Origin of the sequence: Ferroacidibacillus organovorans (assembly GCF_001516615.1) — a bacterium.
In the GTDB taxonomy this organism is placed as follows: Bacteria; Bacillota; Bacilli; order Alicyclobacillales; family SLC66; genus Ferroacidibacillus; species Ferroacidibacillus ferrooxidans_B.
The window spans coordinates 71,230-97,360 of sequence record NZ_LPVJ01000051.1; the positions used below are offsets into that span (position 1 = coordinate 71,230).

Annotated in this window: 18 protein-coding genes, 1 pseudogene and 2 riboswitches; of the genes and pseudogenes, 12 read left to right on the plus strand and 7 right to left on the minus strand. The window is 54.2% G+C overall.

Annotated elements, in window-relative coordinates; all coding sequences use genetic code 11:
- Nucleotides 1–125: 125 nt before the first annotated feature.
- The 8 genes from ATW55_RS11060 (at nt 126) to cobT (ending at nt 8,856) form a co-directional block, all read left to right on the plus strand.
- Nucleotides 126–1,700: an APC family permease gene (locus ATW55_RS11060; RefSeq protein ID WP_067717314.1), complete on the plus strand. Its 1,575-nt coding sequence runs from the start codon at nt 126–128 to the stop codon at nt 1,698–1,700.
- Nucleotides 1,701–1,835: 135 nt separating this feature from the next.
- A riboswitch (cobalamin riboswitch) is annotated at nt 1,836–2,023 on the plus strand.
- Entirely contained in the window at nt 2,012–3,166 is a 1,155-nt protein-coding gene (locus ATW55_RS11065) for an ABC transporter substrate-binding protein (RefSeq protein WP_067717317.1), read from the plus strand. Its footprint overlaps the riboswitch before it by 12 nt.
- An 8-nt stretch (nt 3,167–3,174) precedes the next feature.
- The gene (locus tag ATW55_RS11070; RefSeq protein WP_067717321.1) at nt 3,175–4,185 is read left to right on the plus strand and encodes a FecCD family ABC transporter permease; all 1,011 of its coding nucleotides are present in this window, start codon (nt 3,175–3,177) and stop codon (nt 4,183–4,185) included.
- 10 nt (nt 4,186–4,195) lie between these two features.
- Nucleotides 4,196–4,990: an ABC transporter ATP-binding protein gene (locus tag ATW55_RS11075; RefSeq protein WP_067717324.1), complete on the plus strand. Its 795-nt coding sequence runs from the start codon at nt 4,196–4,198 to the stop codon at nt 4,988–4,990.
- On the plus strand, nt 4,987–5,562 hold the full coding sequence (locus tag ATW55_RS11080) for a bifunctional adenosylcobinamide kinase/adenosylcobinamide-phosphate guanylyltransferase (protein ID WP_067717327.1): 576 nt from the start codon (nt 4,987–4,989) through the stop codon (nt 5,560–5,562). The genes ATW55_RS11075 and ATW55_RS11080 overlap by 4 nt, the downstream gene beginning before the upstream one ends.
- On the plus strand, nt 5,559–6,329 hold the full coding sequence (cobS, locus tag ATW55_RS11085) for an adenosylcobinamide-GDP ribazoletransferase (RefSeq protein WP_067717330.1): 771 nt from the start codon (nt 5,559–5,561) through the stop codon (nt 6,327–6,329). The genes ATW55_RS11080 and cobS overlap by 4 nt, the downstream gene beginning before the upstream one ends.
- 30 nt (nt 6,330–6,359) lie before the next feature.
- Nucleotides 6,360–6,974 carry a histidine phosphatase family protein gene (locus tag ATW55_RS11090; RefSeq protein WP_067717333.1) on the plus strand — a complete coding sequence of 205 codons (615 nt, stop codon included), beginning with the start codon at nt 6,360–6,362 and terminating at the stop codon, nt 6,972–6,974.
- Nucleotides 6,955–8,856, plus strand: a complete 1,902-nt coding sequence (gene cobT, locus ATW55_RS16825) for a nicotinate-nucleotide--dimethylbenzimidazole phosphoribosyltransferase (protein WP_235587099.1) — start codon at nt 6,955–6,957, stop codon at nt 8,854–8,856. Before ATW55_RS11090 ends, cobT begins: the two co-directional genes overlap by 20 nt.
- On the opposite strand, the gene ATW55_RS11100 is transcribed toward cobT, so the two are convergent.
- The 4 genes and pseudogenes from ATW55_RS11100 to ATW55_RS11120 form a co-directional block, all read right to left on the minus strand.
- Entirely contained in the window at nt 8,853–9,647 is a 795-nt protein-coding gene (locus tag ATW55_RS11100) for a glycosyltransferase family 2 protein (RefSeq protein WP_082685767.1), read from the minus strand. The genes cobT and ATW55_RS11100 overlap by 4 nt on opposite strands.
- Before the next feature lie 48 nt (nt 9,648–9,695).
- Nucleotides 9,696–10,568, minus strand: a pseudogene (locus ATW55_RS16830) (C39 family peptidase).
- Nucleotides 10,569–10,605: 37 nt separating this feature from the next.
- A complete protein-coding gene (gene hemQ, locus ATW55_RS11115) occupies nt 10,606–11,355 on the minus strand; it encodes a hydrogen peroxide-dependent heme synthase (RefSeq protein WP_067717342.1) in 750 nt (249 codons plus the stop codon).
- A 70-nt stretch (nt 11,356–11,425) separates the two neighbouring features.
- A complete protein-coding gene (locus ATW55_RS11120) occupies nt 11,426–12,904 on the minus strand; it encodes an HD domain-containing phosphohydrolase (protein WP_067717348.1) in 1,479 nt (492 codons plus the stop codon).
- A gap of 218 nt (nt 12,905–13,122) precedes the next feature.
- A riboswitch (cyclic di-GMP riboswitch) is annotated at nt 13,123–13,213 on the minus strand.
- A gap of 117 nt (nt 13,214–13,330) precedes the next feature.
- Between ATW55_RS11120 and ATW55_RS11125 the strand changes: the two genes are divergently transcribed.
- The 4 genes from ATW55_RS11125 (at nt 13,331) to ATW55_RS11140 (ending at nt 21,338) form a co-directional block, all read left to right on the plus strand.
- Nucleotides 13,331–14,410 carry a Gfo/Idh/MocA family protein gene (locus tag ATW55_RS11125; protein WP_067717351.1) on the plus strand — a complete coding sequence of 360 codons (1,080 nt, stop codon included), beginning with the start codon at nt 13,331–13,333 and terminating at the stop codon, nt 14,408–14,410.
- Between the two features lie 65 nt (nt 14,411–14,475).
- Nucleotides 14,476–15,453, plus strand: coding sequence for an aldo/keto reductase (locus ATW55_RS11130; protein WP_067717353.1), 978 nt, complete (start codon nt 14,476–14,478; stop codon nt 15,451–15,453).
- 192 nt (nt 15,454–15,645) lie between these two features.
- Complete coding sequence (locus ATW55_RS11135) at nt 15,646–20,304, plus strand: alpha-amylase family glycosyl hydrolase (RefSeq protein ID WP_067717355.1); 4,659 nt, start codon at nt 15,646–15,648, stop codon at nt 20,302–20,304.
- A gap of 74 nt (nt 20,305–20,378) precedes the next feature.
- The gene (locus ATW55_RS11140; protein ID WP_067717357.1) at nt 20,379–21,338 is read left to right on the plus strand and encodes a phosphotransferase; all 960 of its coding nucleotides are present in this window, start codon (nt 20,379–20,381) and stop codon (nt 21,336–21,338) included.
- Nucleotides 21,339–21,369: 31 nt separating this feature from the next.
- On the opposite strand, the gene ATW55_RS11145 is transcribed toward ATW55_RS11140, so the two are convergent.
- The 3 genes from ATW55_RS11145 to ATW55_RS11155 form a co-directional block, all read right to left on the minus strand.
- The gene (locus ATW55_RS11145) at nt 21,370–22,479 is read right to left on the minus strand and encodes an alkaline phosphatase family protein (RefSeq protein ID WP_067717359.1); all 1,110 of its coding nucleotides are present in this window, start codon (nt 22,477–22,479) and stop codon (nt 21,370–21,372) included.
- Nucleotides 22,480–22,569: 90 nt separating this feature from the next.
- Nucleotides 22,570–23,655 (minus strand): aromatic ring-hydroxylating oxygenase subunit alpha, encoded by a 1,086-nt coding sequence (locus tag ATW55_RS11150; protein ID WP_082685769.1) that lies wholly within the window; start codon nt 23,653–23,655, stop codon nt 22,570–22,572.
- A 166-nt stretch (nt 23,656–23,821) separates the two neighbouring features.
- Nucleotides 23,822–25,867, minus strand: a complete 2,046-nt coding sequence (locus tag ATW55_RS11155; RefSeq protein WP_067717363.1) for a GDSL-type esterase/lipase family protein — start codon at nt 25,865–25,867, stop codon at nt 23,822–23,824.
- Nucleotides 25,868–26,131: the final 264 nt, after the last annotated feature.

Sequence of the window (26,131 nt, forward strand, 5' to 3'; positions counted from 1 at the left end):
TGTGAGGACTTGCAGGAAAAGCGTCATAACTCGCGAATATACTAGACCCATACATGGCGATGTCGCTGTGTGTGGGTCTGCAAGTAATCTGCACGCTCACAAAAAGACGAAAGAGGGGGCGTATCATGCAATCACCTGAATTAAAACGAGAGTTGTCGCTCGTCGATTTGACCTTCGCTTCTGTCGGAGGAATTATTGGATCTGGATGGATCTTGGCTTCTCAGACCGCCACGTCCATTGCGGGACCTGCCGCGATTCTTTCTTGGATCATTGGCGGCGTCGCCATTTTGCTGCTCGGTTTGGTCTACACCGAACTCGGCGCCATGATGCCTGAAGCGGGCGCGGCGATTCGCTATCCGCAGTACTCTCACGGCACCTTTGTAAGCTTTATCATGGCGTGGGCTGGTTGGCTCACATGGGTGACGGTCGCGCCTGCGGAAGCGGAAGCGGTTACACAGCTTGCAAACGCTTATATTCCAGGACTCTACAATACTCAGACGAGCCTCCTCACACCTGTAGGGCTGCTCATATCGGCTGCGCTTATTCTCATTTTCTTCTTGATCAACTATTACGGTGTGAAATACTTTGCTCGCGCCAACACGGCACTCACATGGTTTAAATTTTTGGTGCCGCTTGGGACTGCCCTTATTTTTCTCTTTGGCGCGCATCACTACAGCAACTTCACAAGCCAAGGCTTTGCCAGTAACGGATTTTCTAAAGTTTTCCTGGCGATTGGAACCTCCGGTATCGTCTTTTCGTTCCTCGGGTTTCGCCAAGCGATTGAACTCGCAGGTGAGGCAAAGAATCCAACACGCGACGTTCCGCGCGCCGTTGTTCTCTCGATCCTGATTGGCATCGTCGTCTATTCTGCACTTCAGGCAGCGTTTGTCGCGGGTGTCCCAACTGCCGACGCGGCAAAAGGCTGGGCCAATGTGAGCTTTGACAACCCGTGGGTGCGGCTCGCAATTACGCTCAATCTCGGTTGGTTGGCACTGCTTCTTAAAATTGACGGATGGCTCTCTCCGAGCGGAACGGGTCTTGTTTACACGGCTTCGACCGGACGCGGGCTCTATGCCATGGCGAAAAACCGCTACATGCATTCATGGCTCGGCAAAATCAATACGCGCGGAGTGCCTGCCAACGCGATGATCTTGAACATGATCGTTGGCATCATCACGCTGTTCCCTTCGCAAGGTTGGGCGCACATCATCGGATTTATTTCCGTTACGGGTGTGTTCAGCTACCTGATCGGTCCTGTTTCTGCGGCGAGCTTTCGAAAAACGGCGCCTGATCTTCATCGCCCAGTTTTTCTAAAAAGTATGCCTGTTGTTGCACCGATCGCCTTTATCATGTCAGGACTTATCGTGTACTGGTCGGGGTGGAATGTTGACCAGGCAGCTCTTTACGCAATTCTCGCCGGACTCGTTATTTATGTGATCGCCTTTTTTGTCAACGGCTTTTCCGCGAGCGATATCTCGCGTGGAATCTGGCTCGTTGTCTATATAGCAGCGCTTCTTATCATCTCTTATCTCGGGGACAAAAACTTTGGGGGTATTGGCGCCATTGCTTTCCCCATGGATATCATTGTCATCGCGATCGTGTCGCTCATTTGTTACTATTGGGCGGTCGCTTCCGGATTTGAGACGAATGAGTTGAAAGAACTCAAGAAGAATGCGGGTAAAAACTCAACGGTTGCGTAACGTGACAAACGTTCGTGTGACGCAGGATTGAGTGATACCGCCAAAAGAGGTGCGGCAATCCTTTCTGGATTGCCGCACCTCTTTGTGTGCATTGTGAGAGGGTTTATCGATCTATCGACATTCTGGCAGGTCTACGATATAATACCAAATGAAGGTGCGCAATAGCGCATAACAGGGAATCGGGTGAAACTCCCGAGCGGTCGCGCCACTGTATCGATTTTGCGTGAGACAAGCTTTTGAGGCAGCCACTTCACTGCGGTGGGGGAAGGCGTTTCGCGCGTGGAATCGCAAGCCAGGAGACCTACCTTCAAATGCCACCAGAAGACCTTCGCGCAAAAGGTAGGTGTAGCGGATCGCGCGTCTATAAGTTATCTGACAACGCCTATTCGATACAAGCCGACAGCGAAGCTGTCGGCTATTTTGCGACGTTTATCATGCACTGGGGCATATCTTCAGAGGGGGTTTTTGTTTTGCAGAAAAAAGGCTTACTCACCCGAATCGCGACAACACTCGCGCTTGGCACGTCACTTCTTGGTGTCGGTCTCGCCCACGCCGCTACAGCGCACGTCAGCAAAAAAACGGTGCACCAGAGCAGCGTCGCGCACCGCAGCACCGCTCCGCAAACCGTGTATCCACTCACCATCAAGGATCAGACGGGACAAACCGTTGTGCTCAAAGCGCAACCGACGCGCATCATCTCACTTACACTGGGAAATGACGAAGCGCTTTTTAATATGATTCCGATCAAGCGACTCATCGGTGTGGACTATACAGCGACAGAGGCAACCTACTCCCATGTTACCAAAGCGATCGCCAAAGATCACATCCCTGTGTTTGGAGACGCAAACGGCACCTTGAATGCAGAAGCCATCATCAAAGCAAAGCCAGATCTCGTTCTCGTGGCGGATTATGTGAATCAAAAAGTTGTTGCACAACTCAAAAATGCAGGGATTCCTGTGTACGAGTTTAATAATTTCAATTCGATTGCAAACATTGAGCAAAACATTCAGGTGCTTGGGCAACTGGTCAACGCACAAGGGCAGGCAGCCAAGCTGGTCGATCAGATGAAAGCGAATCTCGCATGGTATCAGGCACATCAGCCCAAAAAGCGGCCGACGGTGCTTTATGACAGCTACAATTACGTTGCGGGGACAAATACGACAGCCAATGACCTCATTCGCATCGCAGGTGGAGTCAACGCGGCGGCCAAAGTCAACGGATGGGCGCAAGTGACCCCTGAGCAAGTCATTGCAATGAATCCCGACGTGATCGTCATTCCCGATGATTCAGGGGCGGCTGACACAGAGCTTAAGACATTTCTCGCCAATCCGGCTTTTGCTCATTTGAAAGCGGTGGTGAATCACCACGTGTATACGGCGTCTGACGCGAACCTCTCGGCGGTCTCGCAGTTTGTCGTCTGGGGTGTGCACGACATGCGGCAAATCATTCTAAACGCAACGAAGTGATCTCCGGGATGCGGCCATCCTCTTTTCGCTCGATCAGGTTGATTGTTTTGCTTATCTTGCTCGCCTTGAGCATGCTGCTTGGCATCGCCATCGGACCTGTGCGGTTAACGCTTGCACAGGTCATTCACGGTGTCTTTCACCCAAATGGCAGCGCCCCGAATGACATCATTGTCAGCGCGCTGCGTGAACCGCGCGTCGTGTGCGCGGCGCTCGTTGGTGCGGGGCTATCTGTATCCGGTGCGATTGTGCAGTCGGTGTTCAAGAATCCGATGGCTGACCCCGGGATTCTCGGAGTTTCCGCCGGCGGAACGCTTGGCGCGGTGATTGCGCTTGCGCTTGGCTGGGATGTCGCTTCTCCGTACGTTCTGCCGCTCAGTGCCTTTTTGCTGGCAGGATGCTCCGTGACGATCGTCTATCTCCTGGCGACGCGCTCCGGACGCACATCGCTCATTGGCGTGTTGCTCGCGGGTCTCGTCGTCAGCTCGATGATTGGAGCGGCTGTCTCGCTCGTCTTGACGCTTGTCAACAACGAGAGCATGCGCAGCATTGTCTTTTGGCTGCTGGGTGGCTTTGACGGGGATGGGTGGAGCCAGGTGGGCATGATCGCCCCACCCATTCTGCTTGGCATCGCCATCGCTTTTTTCTATGCGCGCCCCCTCGATCTGCTCCATCTTGGGGAGGACAATGCGTATTCGAGCGGAGTTTCCGTCGAGTGGACAAAACGCGTCCTCATCACGCTTGTTGCTGTCATGACGGGGGCAGCGGTTTCTGTGAGCGGTATGATCGGCTTTGTCGGCTTGCTCGTCCCGCACATGGCGCGCCGTCTCGTGGGCTCATCCCACGCGGTTCTCATTCCGGCGTCTGCGCTGCTTGGCGCCAGCCTGCTCATCCTCGCTGACATGTTGGGTCGAAGCATCGATCCGCTCTTTGAGATCAATGTCGGTGTGGTCACGTCGTTTCTGGGCGGACCTTTTTTTCTTATGCTGCTGCTGCGCACCGAACGAAAAACGTTCCGCTAGGAGAGAGCGCATGCTGACTGTTACGTCGATGTCTTATCGCTCGATTCTTCGCGACATCACATTTTCTTTGCAAAAAGGAGAATTTGTCGCACTCATCGGCCCAAACGGTGCCGGAAAAAGCACCCTGTTGCAAGTGGCGGCGGGGTTTCTCACGCCTACTGCAGGCACGGTGCAGCTCGCCGATCGCCCCATCCGCTCATACCGCGCAAAGCAGCGTGCCGCGCGGATTGCCTACATGCCACAAACCACGGTTCTTGACGTTCCCTACACCGTCTCTGACATCATCCACATGGGCGCCTACGCGCATGACCATCCTGATCGCGCCGTGATTGAGCGCTCCATTGCGCGTTGCAACGTTGAACATCTTTTGCATCGTGATCTTCGCTCACTTTCGGGGGGCGAGCGACAGCGCGCGCTACTTGCCAAAGCACTCGTGCAAAAGGCGGACTACCTTCTGCTTGACGAACCTGTGTCGGCGCTTGACATCCAACACCAGCTAGAGATTCTCACGGTGCTCAAATCCCTCTCGCGAGATGGGCAGGGGCTACTCGTTTCGATTCATCATCTGGAGCACGTCGTCACATTTGCCGATCGCGTTATTCTCCTGTGCGATGGGCAGATCACGGCAGATCAGACGGTGCGCGATGTGATGACGTCGCGCGCGCTCTGCGACGCGTTTGCCGTGGATGTCGCGGTCTTTGCCGATCCGTTCACGGGAGAGCCGCGACTCTCTGTTGCGCCACAGCGCAAGGATGAGCGTGAGAACCGCATTTGCACGAGGATTGAGGAGGGGAGCTTCCGGTGATTGAACATCTTGTACTTGGCGGCGCACGCAGCGGAAAGACTGCTTTTGCAGAGCGCGTCACCTTGACGCTCGCCGAAAACGCGCGTGGCACGCCAGTCTACATCGCGACAGCCGTTGCGACCGACCAGGAGATGCGTGCGCGCATCGAGCGGCATGTCCAGTTGCGTGACTCTCGTTTTGTCACGCGCGAAGCACCGCGCGATTTGTTGACGATCGTCGACACGCTTTCACCTAACGCCGTATGCCTCATCGACTGTCTCGCCACGTACATGGGGACGCTTTGGTACGATGCTTGTGATCGTGTCAGCGAGGAAGGACTGCTGGCAGAAGGTTTGGCGCTCTTGGAAGGACTCGCACAGCGGGCGTCTCGATTTGTCATCGTGAGCAATGAAGTCGGCATGGGCATCGTGCCCGAAAGCGCGGAGGTGCGCATGTACCGCGACGCGCTTGGCCGCTGGAATGCACTCGCCGCAGCGCTTGCTGCGCGCGTCACGCTGACCGTGGCCGGTATTCCGCTGCAGGTTAAACCAGGCCAGCACAGCCTGTGGAAGCGTGAAGGGGACGCCCCGTGACTGTGAAACGATTTTCGCGCATCCCATTTTTGCGCCCGTTTCTCATTGCGCTCCAGTTTCTCACGCGGATACCCGTTCCCGATCTCGGGCCGCCTGATGACGTTGACTTTCGCGCGAGTGTGCGTTTTTACCCGCTTGTCGGACTGTTTATCGGCATCCTCACGGGTCTGTTTGCGCTGGTACTTTCGCAACTGTTTCCATCACGCCTGTTGCAAAGCGTTTTGCTCGTCGCGTTTGATGTGGTGATCACAGGGGGGCTCCACCTTGACGGATTGATGGATACGGCGGATGGCTTTTTAAGCTATCGGGAGAAATCCCGCGTTCTCGAGATCATGCGCGACAGTCGCGTTGGCGCCATGGCGGTGCTTGCCATCTTCGTCACGCTTGCTGTGCGCATTGCGGCGCTCGCCACGCTTTCGGGTGCCACACGACTCGTTGTGCTTGTGATGGCCCCCTTTCTCGCGCGCGGACAGCTTCTTCTTGTGGTCCGCTTCAACCGGCTTGCTCGTGACGAAGGGCTGAGTCACCAGGCGATGGATAAGCCTGCCATCGGGGATTTTTTACCTTATATAATCGCACTTTTGCTCACGATAGGGCTTGCGCGACTCTCTGGTCTCTTGATGGCGCTTGCCGCGGCTGCCGTGGCGGTTTGGCTCAGCCGTGTCGCGCGGCGGCGCATTGGCGGAATGACCGGAGATGTGTATGGTGCAACGGTTGAACTCGCGCAAATGGCGTTTGCGCTTGCCGCAGCGGTGCATCTTCCCTGAGTTGGCTGTGCAGAAGGAGGCGGTTCGCACATGCGCGGGCTCTTGTTGATCCGACACCCGAAGACGCTTGCCAACCAGCAGAGACGCTACCTCGGGCACAGCGATTCACCGTGCGATCCTCACGCGCTCGCCGCGTTTTTACGTGTGGCAGAGCGCCTTGCCAAGTTGCCGATTACGCGCATCTATTCATCGGATCTGGGGCGCGCAGTGGTCGCCGCCGCACAGCTTGGCGCGTTGCTTCATTTGCCTGTGGAGCAAGACTCCCGTCTTCGCGAGATGAATTTCGGAGCCTTTGAGGGATTGACGCATGACGAAGTGATGGCGTTTGATCGATCGTCTGCTGTCACATGGTACGAAAACATGATGGAGAACAACCCGCCGCGTGGTGAGACCGGGCAACACGTTGCGCATCGTGCGCTCCACGTTTTGCGTGAACTGGGCGAGGATGCGACGCGCACGAAACGGCTCTATGCCGTCGTGAGCCACGGTGGTCCGCTTCGTCTCTATTTGGCAGAGCGGCTCTATGGCGATTGTGCAAAGCATTTTGACGTGGACTTTTTTCACGGTCGAGTGTTTTATGACCCACTTGACGCATTGCCGTTTCTTTTAGAGGAGGAGAATGAAGATGCTCGATCACAGGATTGAAGAGGCGTTGGCACAGATTGAGCGGCCAGACGCACAGGCGGAAAACGCGGCGCGCGCGCGACTCAATCAACTCACGAAACCGCGCGGGAGTCTTGGAATGTGTGAGACGCTGTTGATTCAAAGCGCAGGGATTCAAAAGCGTGCGTTGCCCGATTTTGATCATCCGCACATTGTCGTGATGGCGGCGGATCACGGCATTGTCGAGGAAGGGGTGTCCGCGTATCCGTCTGAAGTGACGGTGCAGATGGTGCAAAACTTCCTCGCAGGTGGTGCTGCTGTCAATGCGCTGGCGCGGGCGGCGCACGCGCAAGTTCACGTTGTTGACATGGGCATGGCGACCGCGGTCGATCACCCGCTACTGTTACAGCGCGCTGTGCGTCGAGGTTCTCGCAATTTTTTGCGGGAAGAGGCGATGACGGAGAGCGAGGCGACAGACGCCCTGCTTGCCGGTATCGCCCTTGGCCAGTCTCTCGCTGAACCTGGAGGGCGCGTGGTGGCGCTTGGCGAGATGGGCATCGGAAACACGACGACGAGTGCGGCGCTCCTTGCGGCGCTGGTTGGCATCGATCCAGAGGACGTGGTGGGGATTGGAACTGGCGTGACAGAGGCTGTGCGTCGACACAAGGTGGATGTGATCCGCAGTGCGCTTGCGTTTCATCGCACCGCGCAGCGCGATGCCTTCCGAGCCTTGCAGTGTCTTGGGGGTTATGAAATTGCCGGGCTTGTAGGCGTTGCGATCGGCGCGGCGCAGCGTCGCGCGGTGATCCTGCTTGACGGATTGATCAGCACGGTCGCAGGCGTCGTCGCGCAGCGGCTTGAACCGCGTCTGGCGCGCTATTTTATCGCGGGCCATCAGTCCGAAGAACCAGGTCATCGCATCGCGCTTGAGCAACTGGGACTCACACCTGTCTTGCAACTCGGAATGAGATTGGGCGAGGCGAGCGGCGCTACGCTTGCGCTCACGGTGCTTCAGGCGAGCGCCCGCGCCATGCGCGAGATGGCGACGTTTGAAGAAGCGAGCGTCGAGCACGCGCACGATGAACCGATCGAGCGCGGGCAGATGAAAAAAGAAACGGTGGGCAGTCACCCTGTGCGCGTCTTGCCTGTGGCGAAAGATCGTGGTGCTGCCTGCGCAGAAGCGGCTTTGTCACAGGAGGTGGCGTGTGCTGTCCCGCACGCTTTGAATGAACCGGGATTCTCCTATGCAAAAGAGGCCCTTGAGTTTTCAGAACACGAACGGGCTGCAGTCTACAAAGCGATCTTTTTACGCCGGGATATTCGCCAGTTTGCGCGTGATCCGCTGCCAGAAGATGTGCTCCGTCGGATTCTTGACGCGGGCCATCACGGTCCGTCGGTCGGATTTATGCAGCCGTGGAATTTCTTGGTGATCAGGGGGCAGGAAACAAAGGAGCGACTGTGGCGCGTCGTCGACCGCGAGCGAATGGCTGCGGCTCTTCATTTTGAGGGTGATCGCCGCGATGAATATTTGCGCCTGAAAGTCGAGGGCATCCGCGAGGCGCCGATCACGGTGTGCATCACATCCGATCCAACGCGCGGCGGAGCCCACGTTTTAGGGCGCAACTCGATTCGTGACACAGATCGTTTTTCAGTGTCATGCGCGATTGAAAACATTTGGCTCGCGGCGCGCGCGGAGAATGTGGCCGTCGGTTGGGTGAGCATCTATCAGCATGCGGATGTGCAACAAATCTTGAGCATACCGCCGCACGTTGAACCAGTGGGGCTGCTCACCGTCGGATATCCTCTTGAGTGGCCACAGGAACCGCTTTTGCAGCGCTCTGGGTGGCGACAGCGCATACCGCTTGAAGACTTGCTCTTTGAAGAAACGTGGGGAAGGCAAGGGGCGAAACCATCTGCAGATTAGAGCATGCCGTCCCAGATGAGCCGCGTCGGTCGAAGGTAGGGCGCCAAACGAGGGTCTTGCGCCATCAGTGCGAAAGAACTGACAGGTAGCGGATCGAGACGGTGTTTGTCGATAAACCGGGTGAGCGCCCGGCTCATCGAGGATGTATTCTGGGACAGGTTTTCTCCGGCATTGCCAACCATGTAGAGGACACTCGCGACAGGGACGCGCCGCACAGGAAAGTGTTCGCTTGCGCGCAGCCAAAAATCCCAGTCCCAGTAATCGCGCATATCTTCGTCGAATGCGCCGAGGGTTTCGTGAAAGGCTTGAGGATAGAGGACGCCGGATGGGATGATGGTATTCCATTGACGAAGTAAGCGGGGGTTTGGATCAAAGGCGAAACGATGGCGTGAGCGCATTTGGCGTCTGCCTTTTGCGTGCGCGTAGTGAACGATTTCCGCGTCTGAATAGAGGAGCGCATCGCCACCTTCACGCATTTGCCGCATCATGCGCGTGACATGACCCGGCAACAGAATGTCATCGTCGTCACAAAACATGATGTAATCACCCGTCGCTTCGCGCAACCCAGCATTTCTGGCGTGGACGTGTCCGCGATTGACAGGCTGCTCGATGCAGCGTATGGACTGACTTGGAAAGGCGTTGCGAAGCACATCGCTGACAGGGCTGCCTGCGTCGTTGATGACGAGAATTTCCTTTGCCGGGTATGGATCGGCGAGAATCGCGCGCACACATTCTGCCAGCATGCGCGGCCGATTATACGTAGGGATGAGAATGGTCACACGCTCTGGCACAGTTTTACTTCCTCCTGACGACCCATTTTCGGTCGGTCCATGTGAAGCCTACGCACGCTTTGGGGCAGAGTGGGGCGCGAGTGAGGTGACGGTGACGGCCTGCCGCCCCATTGCGACATAGCTGTTCTCAAACGTTTTGCGCGGGATGGCTTGGCGTGTGCCTGTCAGCGGGTTGTTCACATAGACATCGCGCGCGTTATAGCCGACGAGCAGCACTGCGTGCTCTTGCCATGTGGCGCGCACACGTCCGGTCGGACTCTGCCATGTGATAAAAGGGACGCGCGCCGTGTAGTCGATCGTGGTCCACACAATGATTGGCCGCCCGGTGTTTAAAACGGAGAGCAGGCTGCGAAACGGCCTTCCTGTAATGTCTAGCGCCCTATTTTGTGCCAAGCGATTGAGCAGATTGGCGATGGGGGTGTGATAGACCCCGTAGCCCGGCGCGTTTCCTCGCATGCTCCCCACAAAACCGCGTTCCGGATTTCCCCAGGAGAGAATCGACCCGCTCGGTGATTGAGTGAGCGGTGTTTTATCGCGCGCAATCTTTTAGGCAAGCTCCGCTAGGGTCACCCGGATATGCAGATCGCGCAAGAGCATAGCCAGGCTTGTAATCTCACACCCGTTTTGATACTGAGGCAATTGGCTGATCCGCGTGACGCGCAGGAGCAATCCGGTTCCACCTTGCGCCGAAAAAAGATCGGCCTGTCCCATCGCTGCGCCTTCAAGCTGAAATTGCCGACGCAGCATGAGTGGCGAATCGGTCAGTGCAGTGCTTGGAAAAAGTGAAAAGATGAGCGCCGTCAGGAGTGGAACTATCAGATAAATTCTGCCGAGATGAAGGAGCCACTCGTATACGGCGCGCTTTTGTTTCGCCAAAAATCCCTGTTCGGGCATGCCCGGTGATAGGCTGGTCTGGATCATAAAATGGAAAAGGGGCGCTCGCCGCAAAGCGGTTTACTCAAACGTTCAGCCACGACGCGAGTTCGCCTTCGTTCACTGCGTGGCCAACGTAGAATGGACCGAATTCGGCATAGCGGGCGCTCACTTCATCAAAGCGCATTTCATAGATCAGCTTTTTAAATTCAAGTGGATCGTGAGCGTAGAGAGTGACACCCCACTCCCAATCATCAAATCCGATCGATCCCGTAATAATCTGATGGACGCGTCCAGCATAGGATCTTCCAATCATGCCGTGACTTGTCATCAGTTCGATACGCTTTTCCTTCTCGAGCATGTACCAGTTATCGTCGGCGCTTCTGCGTTTGTTCATGGGATAAAAGCAGATATGTTTCGGCTCTGTGCTGAGTTTTGGCTCAAGTCTTCCTTTGAGACGCGGGTCCTCCCTCGGATCGGAGCCTGGTTTTGACAAATAGCTGCTCAACTCAACAATTGATACATAGGAATAGGCAGGAACCAGTTCGTCTGCGATCTCCAGTTTTTCAAACTCTGTTTTGCAGGCGACCAGTTCTTCCATCGTCTTGCGAAAATGAACGAACAGCAAATCGGCTTTGTGTCCGGCAATCAAATAGGAGCCAAAACTGCCGTCTTCTCGGTCTTCAAGACTGTGCTGGCTACGCACGTAGGCCTGCAGGGATTCGATGCGCTGTTGCCGCATCTCGGGGGTCATACTTTTAAAGGAAGCCCAGTCTACTGTTCGAAAGTCGTGATATGCATACCAACCTTCAATGGTTTGGGTCGGTTCGCTCATCGTTTTCGCCTCATTTCAATTCACATGCGCTACGCTCTAAGCGTAGCGCACTTCAGGTGTCAGGCGCAAATCATTCCTTTGACGATAAATGGAACAAATCACAAAAAAATGCGACGTAACGCGGATCAAAACGCGTTCCCGACAGTTGCTTGATTTCTTCGAGAGCGGCTGTGTGCGCAACGCCGCGCGTCACACTCTGCGCATACAAATCGGTGATCGCAACGATCCGCGCCAGAGGGGAGATTTCATCACCCGCCAGATGAAACGGAAACCCCGTGCCATCGTATGCTTCGTGATGGTGGAAAATGGCGGTGTACACATTTCCGGGGAGCCACTCGACTGTAAGCATTTCAAGTGTGAAAAAGGGGTGTTGCTGATAGCGTTTCCAAGCCTCCATCGAGCGCTTGGGGTCTTTGATGATCTCCGGTTCCACCATGGTGAGTCCGTAATCAGCGAGCCTGCTGAGAAAAACAGCCGACGGTTCATCATTGGCTGTCTCGGGGCAAACCTTGGCGAGCGCTCTCGTATAAAATGTCCGGACATCGAGCAGATGCGCAAAATTAGGTTCAATCAGTTCGAGTGCGTCCGTGACATCCAGAAGGACGACGAACTGTTCGAGCTTCGTCCACTCTTCTGCGGTGAGTGGGTAGGTGGGGTGCTTGTGGGATAGCGGGGCACTCCACGACTCTTGCAAGGTTTGTGCAGTCTGCCACGCTGACCAGTTGCGCGAGCGTCCAAACATCACGGACGCTTTTTGCAGCAAGCGGAGTGCGAGTGAAGGATTGCCAGCGTGGTATGCGACGATGGCCAAGATTTGCGACAGACTGGCGATCTCTTCACGTTCAAATTGAAGATAGCTTCGCCACACGACATCCAGTGCGCGCTTTGCCGTCTCCATTGCGTCATCTAACTGATCGAGCGCGAAATCAAGCTGCGTTTGTACAGTATAGGCTGGAAGATAGGCATAATTGCCAAACTGGTGCGCTTTTGCGAGATCTTCGTCGGCTTTTTCAAATTGCTTCCGTTCAAGGTGCGCCATGGCGCGATTGGTATAGATCTCGGGGAGAATGAACAAAAGTTGATGCGTGATTGCCAATTGCAGGCTTTTGTTTAGATTGCATAGCGCATCATCCAGTTGCCCCAGTTCACCGAGCAACATACCGTAATTGCCCAACAGGGATGCTAGCAATGAGTGAGGGATGGGAATGTCGCTATGCAATAAAGTTTCGAGGATGAGCCGCGCTTCCTGGCTGTTTCCGCTTCGCCTTTCGATTAGCGCTAGATGCATTTGAAATCGAATGCGTGAGACAGGATCTTGACTCAATTCGGCAGCGTGCGTAAAGGCGGATCTTGCATGGTCAATCTCACCCAATTGAACAAAGATTTTTCCTAGTTCATCCCATACGACATCTTTCATTTCATGGTCATTCGTACATGCGAGAATGGCTTTGTAAGCTTCAATCGCAGCGTGATAAAATTTAAGAGCAGCGTATTTCAGCGCTTGATCAAATAAATTTTTACAAATGCAATTGGGAGGGTCGTGTGTCAACACAGGCCCCCCTTTCAATATTTTAATTGCTTTGAAAGAGAAAGAACGTTTACCAGATTTCACGCCAGCCATGCGATGTTGAGGTTGTCGTTGACGTTCCTGTTGGAGAAATCACGAAGAGGTTGAGTGCAAAAAAGCTGGCGCACACTGCGAATGTGAGCACGGGGATGCTCCGTTTGAAAAATTTGGACACAAAAATCCCTTCTTTCGGTTAGGGTTCCGGCAACCCGGCTGCCTTGGCGACTGTGCATGCGCTTTAGGTCCGTGGCTTTGCGCCCTTACTTTTCAGTAAGTTTGCCTGATTAATATTTAGCAGTTTTGTTGAGTACTGTCAATATTTTGTTTATAGTAGTTTGTGAAGCTGTACGCGGGCTTCACATCCAGCCTTGAAATGATCGATTGATGAAGGCGTTAGGGGGAGCATACGTGAGTCGTCTTGTGCGTGTCGGCATCATTGGATGTGGCGGTATTGCGAATGGAAAACACTTGCCGAGTTTAAAGAAAGTCAAGGATGTTTCGATTGTCGCGTTTTGCGACCTGGAAGTGGACCGCGCCGAAAAGGCGCGCGCTTCCTATGGCTCAGAAGACGCGGTGGTCTATACCGATTATCGCGAGCTGTTGAAAGACGGAAGCATTGAAGTGATCCATGTGTGCACGCCGAATGACAGCCACGCGGAGATTACGGTTGCGTCGCTTTACGCGGGTAAACATGTGATGTGTGAGAAGCCGATGGCAAAGACTGCGGCGGAAGCAAAACAGATGATCGATGCGGCGAATGCGACGGGCAAGAAGCTGACAATCGGGTATCAGAATCGCTTCCGTCCTGACTCTCAGTACTTAAAGAAAGCGTGCGACAAGGGCGAACTGGGTGACGTGTACTTTGCAAAGGCACATGCGATTCGCCGACGCGCCGTGCCAACGTGGGGCGTGTTTCTTGACGAGGAGAAGCAAGGTGGTGGCCCACTGATTGATATAGGCACACATGCGCTTGATTTGGCGTTATGGATGATGGACAATTACAAACCCAAGGCGGTTCTTGGAACAACGTTTCACAAGCTTGGCAAACGGGAAAATGCGGCGAATGCGTGGGGACCTTGGGATCCTGCCAAATTTACGGTTGAAGATTCGGCGTTTGGCATGGTGACAATGGAGAATGGCGCGACAATTATGCTTGAGTCCAGTTGGGCGCTAAACACCCTTCAGGTCGGTGAGGCGCGCTGTTCGCTTTCGGGGACAGAAGGCGGCGCGGACATGCAAGATGGACTCCGGATCAACGGCGAACAGTTTGGAAAGTTGTACACGACGAACGTAGAGCTTGGCGCGGGCGGTGTTGATTTTTATGACGGCGAGAAGGAGAGTGCGGCAGACCTTGAGGCGCGTCTCTGGATTGAGGCGGTGCGCGAAGATCGCACACCTGTCGTACTGCCGGAACAAGCATACGTCGTCACTCAGATTCTTGAAGCGATTTACGAGTCTGCAAAAACAGGCGAGGCAGTCTACTTCTAAATTTTGTGGGGAACTGCGGTTCCCCTTTTTTATTTCCTAAATCACGGGACAGTGGAGGTCGTCTTATGGATGGGCTGAAGTTGCGAAACGTAGGCAAGACGGATCTTCAACTGTCGGCGCTCGGTTTAGGTTGTTGGCAATTCAGCAACGGACGCGGACTGATTGGCGGATATTGGTCAAGCATCGCGGAGCGCGGTGTGAGCGAAATCGTCAAAACAACGTTGGATGGTGGCATCAACTGGTTCGATACGGCAGAGATTTACGGTCGCGGTGGATCAGAGCGCACCCTTGCGAATGCGTTGTCGCGACTTGCCGTTGCGACAGACCGTGTTGTGATCGCGACGAAATGGTGGCCGCTGGGACGGCGCGCCGCTTCGATTGCCCAGACATTTCCTGAGCGAGTCAAATGCCTCAGTCCATACCCGATTGCGCTTCACCAGATTCATCAACCGTTTTCGCTCGCCTCGATTCCGAGTCAGATGAGAGAGATGGCTCGCCTCTATGAACAAGGGCTGATTCGCGCGGTTGGTGTCAGCAATTTTAGTGCGGCACAAATGCGTGTCGCTTACAAGGCGCTCGCCGGCTACGGTATTCCACTTGCGTCAAACCAAGTAAAGTACAGCTTGCTGGATCGACGGATCGAGCGAAATGGCGTACTTGACACAGCACGTGAACTGGGCATTTCAATTATTGCATATTCACCGCTTGAGCAAGGGATTCTCACGGGGGCATTTCATCGCGCCCCGGAACGACTCAGGACGCTTCGCGGTGCGCGCAAACTCCAGGTGACTGCAAAGCGAATTGAGACGAGCAGGATGTTGATCGATCGCCTAGAAGAAATCGCTAAAAAACACGACGCCACTGCATCACAGGTTTCGCTGCACGCGCTTGTTACGCTTCACGAAGAAGCTGTCTTTGCGATCCCAGGGGCGTCAAGTGTTCAACAGGCGCAAGAAAATGCCGGCGCGTTGCATCTTTCACTCTCGGATGATGAGCGAAGGGAGATTCAGGAAATGAGTTTGCGTGTGTCTGACAATGGGTGATGGTTCGCGATCTGGCACCGTGAGGATCGCGCAATATTTCGTGGTGCGACCGATAGAAAAGTTGACTTCTAAATTGTCTATGATTATCGTAAAAATAGTATCGTAAATAAGTTATTTTGTGTCTGCGCAAACGTTTGCGCTACCGTCTATACATTTGATCGGCACTCATTAAAATTCATGAGGGGGATTTGAATGGCCAACCGCGTTAGAAAAATGTCCACTGCGCTCACGGTTGCGCTCGCATTGACAAACGTTTTTCCACTTGACGGCTATATTGCAAGCGCTTCCACAGCGAAACAGATCGCTGTCACGTTTCAGGTGACTCTGCCTCAGGCGCCGTCGGGTTCCGTGTATGTTACAGGAAATGCGCCAGAACTCGGCAATTGGACTCCGACAAGCGGTGCTGGTCCCTTTAGCGCTACAGCGACACCGGATGTGTATACCGATACAGTCATGATGAGCCCAGGAGAGGCATTTCAGTACAAATTTGTTGAGATCAGTGGGACAACGGTGAATTGGGCGCCTGGGAGCAATTTTTCCTATGTGGTGCCAACCAATGTTACCGCAGTGACGGTTGCCGACGCCTACGCAGCGACAACATCCCCTGCGCCGACGATTCTGACATCTGCGCTTCCGGCTGCAACAATGGATTTTCCTTATTCTTCTGTGATTCTGACGGTCAACGACGGTGCAGATCCGTATAGCTACAGCGAGCAAGGCGCATTGCCGCCTGGTCTCCTGTTTGCGAGCGGGAGTTTTTATGGGACGCCATTGGCGTCAGGGACATATCCGATCACGGTGACGGTAAAAGACAACTATGGAGCATCACAAACAGCAAACTATACACTTTCGGTGGGGCTTCCGCTGACCCCGTTGATCCAGAATGCGACACTTCCTGCCGCCACGGTTGGGCTTCCCTACCGTGCACAACTTCAGGTGATCGGAGGAGTATCTCCCTACACCTTCGCGACGGTAACTGGCGCAACGTATGGAAGTCTGCCTGCGGGGGTGTCGCTCTCTTCGGGCGGCACGCTTACAGGAATTCCTCAGGTGCCGGGTTCTAGCACGTTTACAGTCTCCGTGACAGACGCCAATCAGAGGTCGTCGTCACAAACCATTTCATTGCTCGTAAACGCAGCTGCGATTCATGTCAGCGCCCCGCCGATGACGGCGGGATTCTCTAGCGCGACGCTGGTTGTTTCTGGCATCGGCACAGATTTTCAAAGCGGCGTGACGACGGTGTCGATCGGCGACGCGGTCAATGGAACGATGAACCTGACGGCAGATACGTCTATAACGTCGCCCTCCGCGCTCACGATTGCACTGCCTGGAGGAGATGCGGGGCTTGGCGCTGGAACGTACACGTTGAGTATCACGACGAGTGGGCAAACCCAAACGGCCACGGTGCTTATCGCACCGTTTACAAGTGCGACGACGGTTCAGTGGGATGGCATTTATACTACGCAGTCGGGCAGCTATCTCAGCAATCCGAATCCCGCGCCTGGATCGATGGTCACGATTGGGTTTCGCGCTTACAGCGGAAATTTGACGTCTGCCGTGTTGAATTACTATGACACGGCGCAAGGGAAAGGATTTGCGGTCACTATGACGCCTGGGAAAACGTTCGGTCCCTATCAGCTGTATACGGCGACGATTCCAGCGTCAAACGGCGGGACGATTTATTATCGCTTCAACCTGTATGACGGTCAGAACACGGCCTGTCTATCTGGTGACGGTCTGCATACAGGAGATACGACGAACGACAATTTTGCAGTGCCCGTCGGGGGAATGTCCTTTTCTACTTTACACGCGAATGCGGGAGACTTAATCACTGCAAATGACAGCGTCGGTGATTTTAGCGCGGGGACAACCGTCGCAAATTTTGTCAACGCGAGCGGACAAGTGGTGTCATCTGCTGCTGGGCAAAACGCGGGATGGAACTCGGTTCAATTTTCGGTTCCTTCCGGAATCGCTCAGGGACTGTACACGGTTGATGTCGTCACACAGGCCAAAGACAGCAACGGCGTCGTCAACAGTCAACTCGATCGCACATCCCTCTTGGCGGTCGGCCCGGGACACTACTGGTTTGACGATTTGAAACATGACTCATTCCAACCGTTTTATCGCAGTCCGTTTGGTGCGATACCCGTCGGGACGAGCGTAACACTGCGCTTGCGCGGACCGCTTGGACTTGTGAATCCAGCATTGCGGCTGTGGGGCGCGGCGGGAAATGCGGCAGAGACCGATTTGCCGATGACCCCTGTGACGATGAGTGCAAGCCAGATTGCACTAGCGACGGGGGACAATCCAGCCAATTACTCGTGGTGGCAAGTGACGATTCCGGCGACGGATATCACGCAGACAGGCGACATGTGGTACCAATTCATGGGGCAGTATCATGGACAGACGATCTATTACGATGACAACGGCGCACAGGTTGAAGGAATTGGGCAGCCGGGATTCTCGGCAGGTGGTCCGAGTTATCAACTCTCGGTGTATCAGGCGGGATATCAGACGCCGACATGGCTCAAGCATGCGGTCATCTATCAGATTTTTCCTGATCGATTTTTCAACGGAAACATTGCAAATGACCAGAATCCGAATGTCGACAAAACGGTGGGCACACTGCCAAACGGGCAGGAGGGACTCGTTCCGATTCAATTTCACAAAAACTGGTACAGTCTTCCGTATGACCCGGCGATCACGGCAAACCCGTCTGATCCAAACTACCAGCAAGAATTGAAGCTTCGCGGGTCGGGACAGTGGAGTTCTGACTTTTTTGGCGGTGACTTGCGCGGCATTCAATACAAACTTGACTATCTAAAAAGTCTTGGCGTCAATACGCTGTACCTCAATCCGATCTTTCAGTCGAGTTCAAATCACAAGTACGATACAGGCAATTTCATGAAGATCGATCCCGGGTTTGGCACGATGCAGGAGTGGTTGAATCTGGTGCGCGCGGCGAAGGCGCGCGGCATGCATATCATCCTGGATACGGCGTTTGAGGACACAGGGAGCAATAGTGTCTACTTTAACAAGTTCGGCACGTACAACTCGGTGGGGGCGTGGCAGCAATACAAGAATCCTAGCGTCACGTCACCTTACTATAACTGGTTTGAATGGACGGGCAATCCGGCTTCTCCGTACAATTCGTGGTTCGGGTTTGATACGCTGCCGCTTGCCAATACCAGCAATCCAAGCTATCAAAACTTTGTTTACGGAGGAAAGAACGCCGTCGCAAAATACTGGATTGAACAGGGGGCGTCTGGTTGGCGGCTCGACTCGGCGGACAACAGCAATTTTAGTGTCGCATGGTGGTCTGCTTTTCGCAGTGCCGTCAAATCGATTGATCCAAATGCGGCGATCATCGGTGAGATTTGGAACAATGCAACGAATGACAATGGCACCAACTGGTTTCAGGGGAACACGTTTGACTCTGTGATGAATTATCAGTTCCGAAACGCCGTGATCGATTTTTTCCGCGGAAACTACAACGATGGCAATGTCACGCATTCGCAGGTCGACGCGAGTGGGTTTAACAACGAGTTGATGCGACTTTATAGCGAGTATCCGCTACAGTCGTTTTACTCGTTGATGAATCTCGTCGATTCACACGACACGATGCGCATTCTGTCTATTCTGAGCAACGCGCCGAGTCCGACTGCGATGAGTGCGTATCAGCAGGCAACCTGGCAGCCGAGTGCGGCAGATGCGGCGACGGGGATCGCAAAACTGAAGCTCGTTTCAGACTTCCAGTTCGCGTTTCCCGGCAATCCGACCGTCTACTACGGAGACGAGGCGGGGGCGCTCGGCTACAAAGATCCGCTGGATCGCGGAACGTATCCGTGGGGGCGCGCTAATACGGATCTCGTGAATCACTACCGCTTGCTTGGTGCGATTCGCGGTGCGAATCCAGTGCTTCAGACGGGGACCTTTACGCCGCTCTATACACAAGGGGGCGTCTATGCCTTTGCGCGTACGATAACGGGCGGCAAAGACGTGTTTGGCGCACCGGCGCAGGACGCATCCGCCATATTTGCGATGAACAATGCGGCGAGTGGCTCGACGGTAACGATCCCCGTGCAGGGAACCGTTGCGGATGGAACAGCGATGCTCGACGAACTGAGCGGACAGTGGTATACGGTTGCGAATGGAAGTGTGACGCTTCCGCTTGGGGCGTATCAAGGTGCGCTTCTAATCGCGAATCCGAGCGCGCCGGTCGCCATGATGCAGAGTACATCGACAAACACGTGGCTGCAGTGGACGCCTGTGGCGGGTGCACGCGGCTATCGCGTGTATGTGAAGCGTTCGGATGGAACGTATCAACCTGTCGGGAAGAAACTGTCGCGTGACACGCTGCGTCTCGATGTAACGACGCTGCGTAGCGCACGGGCGAATGTGTTTCGCGTGCTCGCGCTAACGGGAGACGGAAAGGGTGAAGCGGGGGATGGCCAGGGATTGGCACAAAACCCAGCGAGTTCATGTGCAGTGACTGTACCGGCGGCCAATCTCTCGATCGGACAACCGATTGCGACGGTGAAAAAGCAAAAAGTGAAGATCACACTGCCGGCGGTCGCGAGTGCGAGTGCGTATAAAGTTTATGAAAAGACGAGTGACGGCTCATACGGTTTGATTGAAACCGTTCCGGCGGCGCAGGACAGCCAAGGGGAAGATGCGCAGGGGGCGGCGAACAAAGCAAACGGTGCCGATCTGCGTCAGGTGGTTCTGCGGGTTCCCGCGAGTGGTTCGCTCGTATTTGAAGTGGCCGCGCAGAACCAAGATGACTATGTGGTGACACAGCCTGTGACGGCGACGGTTGCAATACCTCCGCAAACGCCGCCCGTCAAGTAGGCGATTGAAGAACTCGACAAGATGGCATCCACTCGCTAGAGTGTGGGTGTCATCTTTTTTTAGGAGCGCTTTGGATGCGAGATATTCTTTTTCCAGTGGGCTGGGAGATCGCTTTACCGGAGTTTTTTGCAGAGCGGGGCCAGCGTGTGTGCGCGGTTTCGCAGTTGCGCCAGGGCAGTTTTGGCACGCTTTATCGCCTCGCTGTGGAGAATGGGCGGGGAGTGATGGATCATTATGTGATGAAGCACCTTGGGGAGTATCACGACCTTGAACGTGTCATCGCACCGCTTACCGCGCGAGAACTTTCGCCTTTCGCCGTGCCGATTGTCGGAGTCATCCACAGTGAGCGAGGCTATGCCACCCTCGCGCCAGACCGCGGGTTGCCTGTGCGTGAAAAACGTCCGCTTTCCGTCGATGCGCTCACGCGGATTGTGGATCACCTTGTTGCGATGCATATCACCCTTTCCGATCGTGCTGGGCTATGGCATCAGCAAGGCATATTGCCGACGCTCACTGTTGCCGATACGCGCGCGTGGATGGAGACGGGCTATCAAGCCTGTCGCGCCGCGCTCAGGGGTGAACGCGTGGATTGGGAGAAAGAGGCGGCGCATATCGCGTGGTTTTGTGAGCAACGCGAAAGTTTACAGGTGGAACGTTTTACGATGACGCATGGAGATGCGCATCTTGGCAATCTGTTTGATCAGGATGGGCGTCTGGAGTGGATCGATTGGGCGTTTGCCGCGTATGCGCCGCCTCAACGGGATCTTGCGGTGCTCGTGCAGGATCTCGCAGAGGAAACGCTACACGACATGTTGCGTGAACGGATGGTCACAGGGTATGCGCGAGCGGGTTGGGATATTGATCGACAGGCTTTTGCGCGGGCGTATGCGGCTGCCTTCTTTGAGAACACCTGGATGATGATCGGATTTGATTTGCAGGCGCGCTTGGATGAGACGACGGAAGCGCAGAGAAAAACCCGCGCGCTCCAGAAGCTGTCCTGGATCGCGCGGGCGTGGGCTGAGATGACACGGTAAATGCGAAAAGGGGTTCGCTGTGAGTCTTCGCCTAATTGGACGAGCCGTTCGGCAGGGAAAATGACTTGATTTGCGCCTGATCGCTCGCGTTGCCGAGATATCCGAGGTTGAAGTTCTTCTCAATTGTGCGGAGCAGATTGTAATGGTCCGCCCACGTGTTTATCACGAAGTGGTGTGGGTAGGCGCTGTCGATCATGATGAGCGGGACCTGTCCACCGCCGTATGCACCGCCGCTCCAGTTGATGAATCCGTCGACCTGACCTGCAGGAAGGATCGGGGAGTCGGGGCCGGGTGCTGTAAACACGCTGGTCTCTTGCGCTGTCGGCGTGCCTGATGGATATTCACTCTCGTCCCAAACGATGTAAATCACAGACTTTGAGGTTTTAAAGCTCTTTGAATCCATGATCTCATTGACTGTGCTTTTGACGAATGCGTCGCCTGCCGCATAGAGCTTGTTCGGATCGCTATATGGTGCGGTCGCGCCAGGTCCCGGGGGTTGACCGTGCATGTCATTGATGACGTTTGGGCTGATCCAGGCGAAATTTGGAACATGGTTTGTGGCGAGGTCGCTCGCGAGTTGATGGAATGGGACAAGGTTCAGGTTTTGCTTTGTATTGCGGATGCTTGGAATGAAAAAGAACGGGTTGTGTTTCGCCGCGTAGAGTGCATTGGAAGGCGTCTGGCTGGGGCTTGCAGTCGATGGAAGGTTGTCAGGATACCAGCAGCCCGCATAGCCAGGATAAGGCATGCTCTGCATGTAACCTTTCCAGGTATCGTGGTGTGCAATAAGCTGATCCGCCAGAGACGTGTGGTCAAAAATCTGCGTTGGATCGTCGCTGTTTGAACCCCAGTTGTTTCCCGTGATGGATGCGATGTAATTGACGAGACTCTCATGAGTGACTCCGTAGTAGTTGTTCTCGTAACCGTAGGACTGGATGAGATGATTGATAAAAGGCAACTGTGGGTTATTGATGATTTGCGCTGTTCCTTGATTCTCCATCATGATGACATAGACGTGTTGAAACGGCTTGGCACTTTGCTCAGGTGCCTTGTGCGCAGATTTTGCCATGGATGGCGTGAGCGACGCAAGCGTGAGCACAATCGTTGCGCCAATACCGACCCATCTCTTTTGAATGTTCATCGTATTCTCCCCTATCTTATCGCGAGATCTTACGCTGTCATTATAAGGATAGGGGAGACGCACCTAGGTGAATGGCTCGTTAAGGATCTGTTAAGGAAATGTATTTGCCGCTTGATCATCGGGTGTTCCACGCGCGCCATCGAGTATAATCTTTGGTTCACTCGACGTGAGAAACGCATACCAGCGATTGCGAAAGCGCACCTGGGGAGCGTCTGCCGGAACATGCGCCTCCATGCGCAACGCCTCGGGAATTGGGCGTGGATGCTGGCTCTCCACAACCGCCTGATCTTCGCGCAAGATCTTTTGGCTATAGCGTGAGAACACAGTGTTTACCATTGGAATTTTGCGCGCGAACGTGCGTCCGGCGTAGCCGTAGATGGCCGTTTGATTCGTATCGATGGGCGTGAAGGTGACATAGTTGATGAATGCGTTTTTGCCTTCTTGCGTTGGGCGCAATAGCCATTGCTGAGGAAAGCGATACTCAAGTGTACCGCCGCCATTGACGATGGTGATAGTATCTCGCTCGGAAACGTCGAATTGGAGATCCGCAATTTCCGGTTTCAGGGTGCGGCCGATCGTTTTTTTATGCACAAAAGCGAGATGCGCCACATCGAGCACACTCTCGATGACGCGCGTCAGATGGGCAGACCACGTTTGTTCATAGGGAGCGAGTGTAAAGCGAGGGTTTTCGAGTTCCTCGAAAACAGGTAATGGCGCAGGTCGCGCCTCTCGTTTTGCTTGCGGATAAACCCAGATCAAGCCACCGCGCTCGATGACCGGATACGCAGTCACTTTTGCAAAGTCAGGAATGGGCCGGTTCGGATGTGCCGGAATATCGACGCAGTCGCCCTGTTCATTAAACACCCAACCGTGGTAGGCGCAGACAATTCCTTTGGCTGTACAGTGTCCGAGGGAGAGATCCGCACCGCGGTGTGCGCAATATGCCGTGACGCACTGCGCGTCTCCGCGTGCGTCGCGATAAAGGACGAGATCGCGGCCGACTAAGCGCTTTTTTAATGGTTTTCGCTTTAGTTCATTTTGAAAACCAACAGCATACCAAGCGACAGGAAAGACGTGATCGTCGCTCGGCAAGCGATGCTCTTGTTTTATATACGCTGAGTTGCAGAGAGGCGAGTCTTTTTGGGATGATTCTGCGAGATCGAATTGCAATTTCATGAGTTCTGCCTCCATAATTAACTTGTAGGTTAATAAATGGATAGTAATTCGAAGCTGCTATTTTGTAAAGATGTCGCTTCCAAACGAAAAAAACACACCCGGATTTTTGGTCTGGGTGCGCCATTTCGTCTTTCGTTTCTCAGCAAATGGTTGCGAGGATGTTGAATTACAGGGTTTGCGTCAAACCAGCAGGCGTCGGGACGGATGTAGCCTGATAGGCGTAGTTTGACGTGACATTCATAGTGAGAGAGATGTCTTTGACCTCTTTGGCCATCTGAGCGGCAGCACTGGATTGTGATCCTGCCTGTGAAGCAAACAGGTTGGTCGGAATGACAATGGACATGGATTCATTCATGGAAGAAAAGCGCGCGTTTGTTCCCTGGCCTACGACTGTAAACTGCAGTTTGGCTTGCAGTGTTTTAAAGATGGTCTGCATGATCGTCTTCATTTGCGCCGGGTTTGTGCCGCTTTGAATCCCCATACTACCGAATTGGGACATCATGTTGTCGATAAAAGCAGTCATCTTCGTCGGATCAATGCCCATGGTGTAGGTATAACCTGAAGCGGTTGGCGTCGCCTGCACATTGGTATAGGATTGAAGACTCAACTGGGAGAGTGAGCTTCCACCAAGGGAGTACTGATTCAGGATGCTTTGAAGGTTTGTCGACCCTGGGATCGGTTGATAGCTTTTCCCTGTTTTGATGTATAGCTTATTGCCGTTGATAAACTCGTAAACAGGTGAACGAAGCGAGCTTGCGCCACCTGCGCTGGCAAACGCAGGCATTGAGATCGGGTCGATCTCGATAAGCGCTTTGATTTGCCCCATCACGGTCTGTAAACGCATTTTCAATCCCATTTTGATGGGTGTTGCAAACAGGCTCTGAACCTGTTTCAATTGGGCGTCTTTCTGTCCGGCGGCCGTCAGATCCCAGTTAAATTTCATCGTCATCGTGCCTAAGGACTGTTCGTAATTCGGCTTTTCTGATGCAAGGGTCGCCTGCAGAAACGCTTGTGCAGCAGGCTGGCTGATTTTCCAACTCGCCGGAATCTGAATCGCGTTTGCCGCGGGTTGTATACCGAGCAGCTTGAGGCGCAACGCAAAGCCGATCTCGTCGCCAAGGTTCATCGTGTGTGACGGCGAGAGTGCATTAAAAAGGTGATTCTCAAGTGCCCACTCCATCGCAGATGCTTGTTTTGTCTGCAGTTTTGGAAGCGATGCATTGGCGAGTTTGGCGGCGATCACGGCGGCCTGCGCTTCTGTGACAGGGTCATTCACTCCAAAACGTGCGGCGGAATCTGGTGTGATGAGACCCATCGAGATAGCTTTGTTGACGTACCCCCAAAGAAATGAATGGGTTGCGACATCTGCGAATGGCGATGTTCCCGCACGGTCTGGCTGGATGCCCATGATGGCAAGCAGTTCAAAGAGGAATGCGCCTTTGCCTTGATAATCTTTGCTCGCAGGCGCGAGCGCTTGTTCGCCGAGCGACGCGAGCACCTGCTGGCCTAACACGGTTGGGTGCACATCATTTGGCCGTATATAGGTGGCTTCATTTCCGGCAAACGCGCCAAAGGCGTTCGCGACAGGCACGTTAAACTGCAGCGCGTCACCTAGAATGATCGCATTTTCTTCTGAGATGAGCTGATTTGTGAGTCCGTAGAGTGTTTGCAGTTGCGGCGAGAACGGGTTGTAAAGGTTGTAGAGCACGATTCGCGCATTTGGATTGAGTTTGCGAATGGTTGTGAGGATCGCGGGCAAATTCTTGCCAAACTGAAGGATCGCCGCTTCGAACTGGGCGGCTTCGGCCGCTGTGAGCTTTGGAGTCGCGGTCGTCAACAAGCCATCTTTGACTGCGAGTTGGAGCAGGTCGTTGTTGCCCGTGTCAATCGTGACGACGCTGGCACCTTTAATCGCTTGTTGAACGCTTGCTTTGGTTAGAAGCGTAATCAAATCGGTTGACGTAGATCCAGGAACCGCGAGGTCACTGACCTGCATGCCCTCTGCTTTTCCGATCAAAAAGGGATAGGCCTGCGGAGCGGGAGCGGTATTTCCGGGAACCAAGTTATAGCCGAAAGGGATCGAGTCACCCAATGCGACAAGCGTCTGTGACGACACAGAGGCGTGCCTGCTCGCTGCAAAAGCGGCAGGGCTCAACATGGAAACGGTGAGAAAGGCAGAAGCCAATCCCAACAGCGGTTTTTTCAGACGCACAATAGGACTCCTCTCTTGGTAAACCATCTAAGAAATGCACGTTTCAAAATGGTTGGACCGACCCGTGTCACTGTATGATTGATTCGACAGGCGCATGCGAGTTCCTTTCAAAAATCTTGTAATCTATGTGTAAACCTTTTGCAGATTCAATCTTTGATTTGTAGATTGTTATGAAAGCGGTAGATATCAGGCCCCACGCATCTTTAGTGGGCGGTGAAGAATTTCCCCTTGCTGGGTCTAGAATAAGCGAGGTCACGGGAAAGA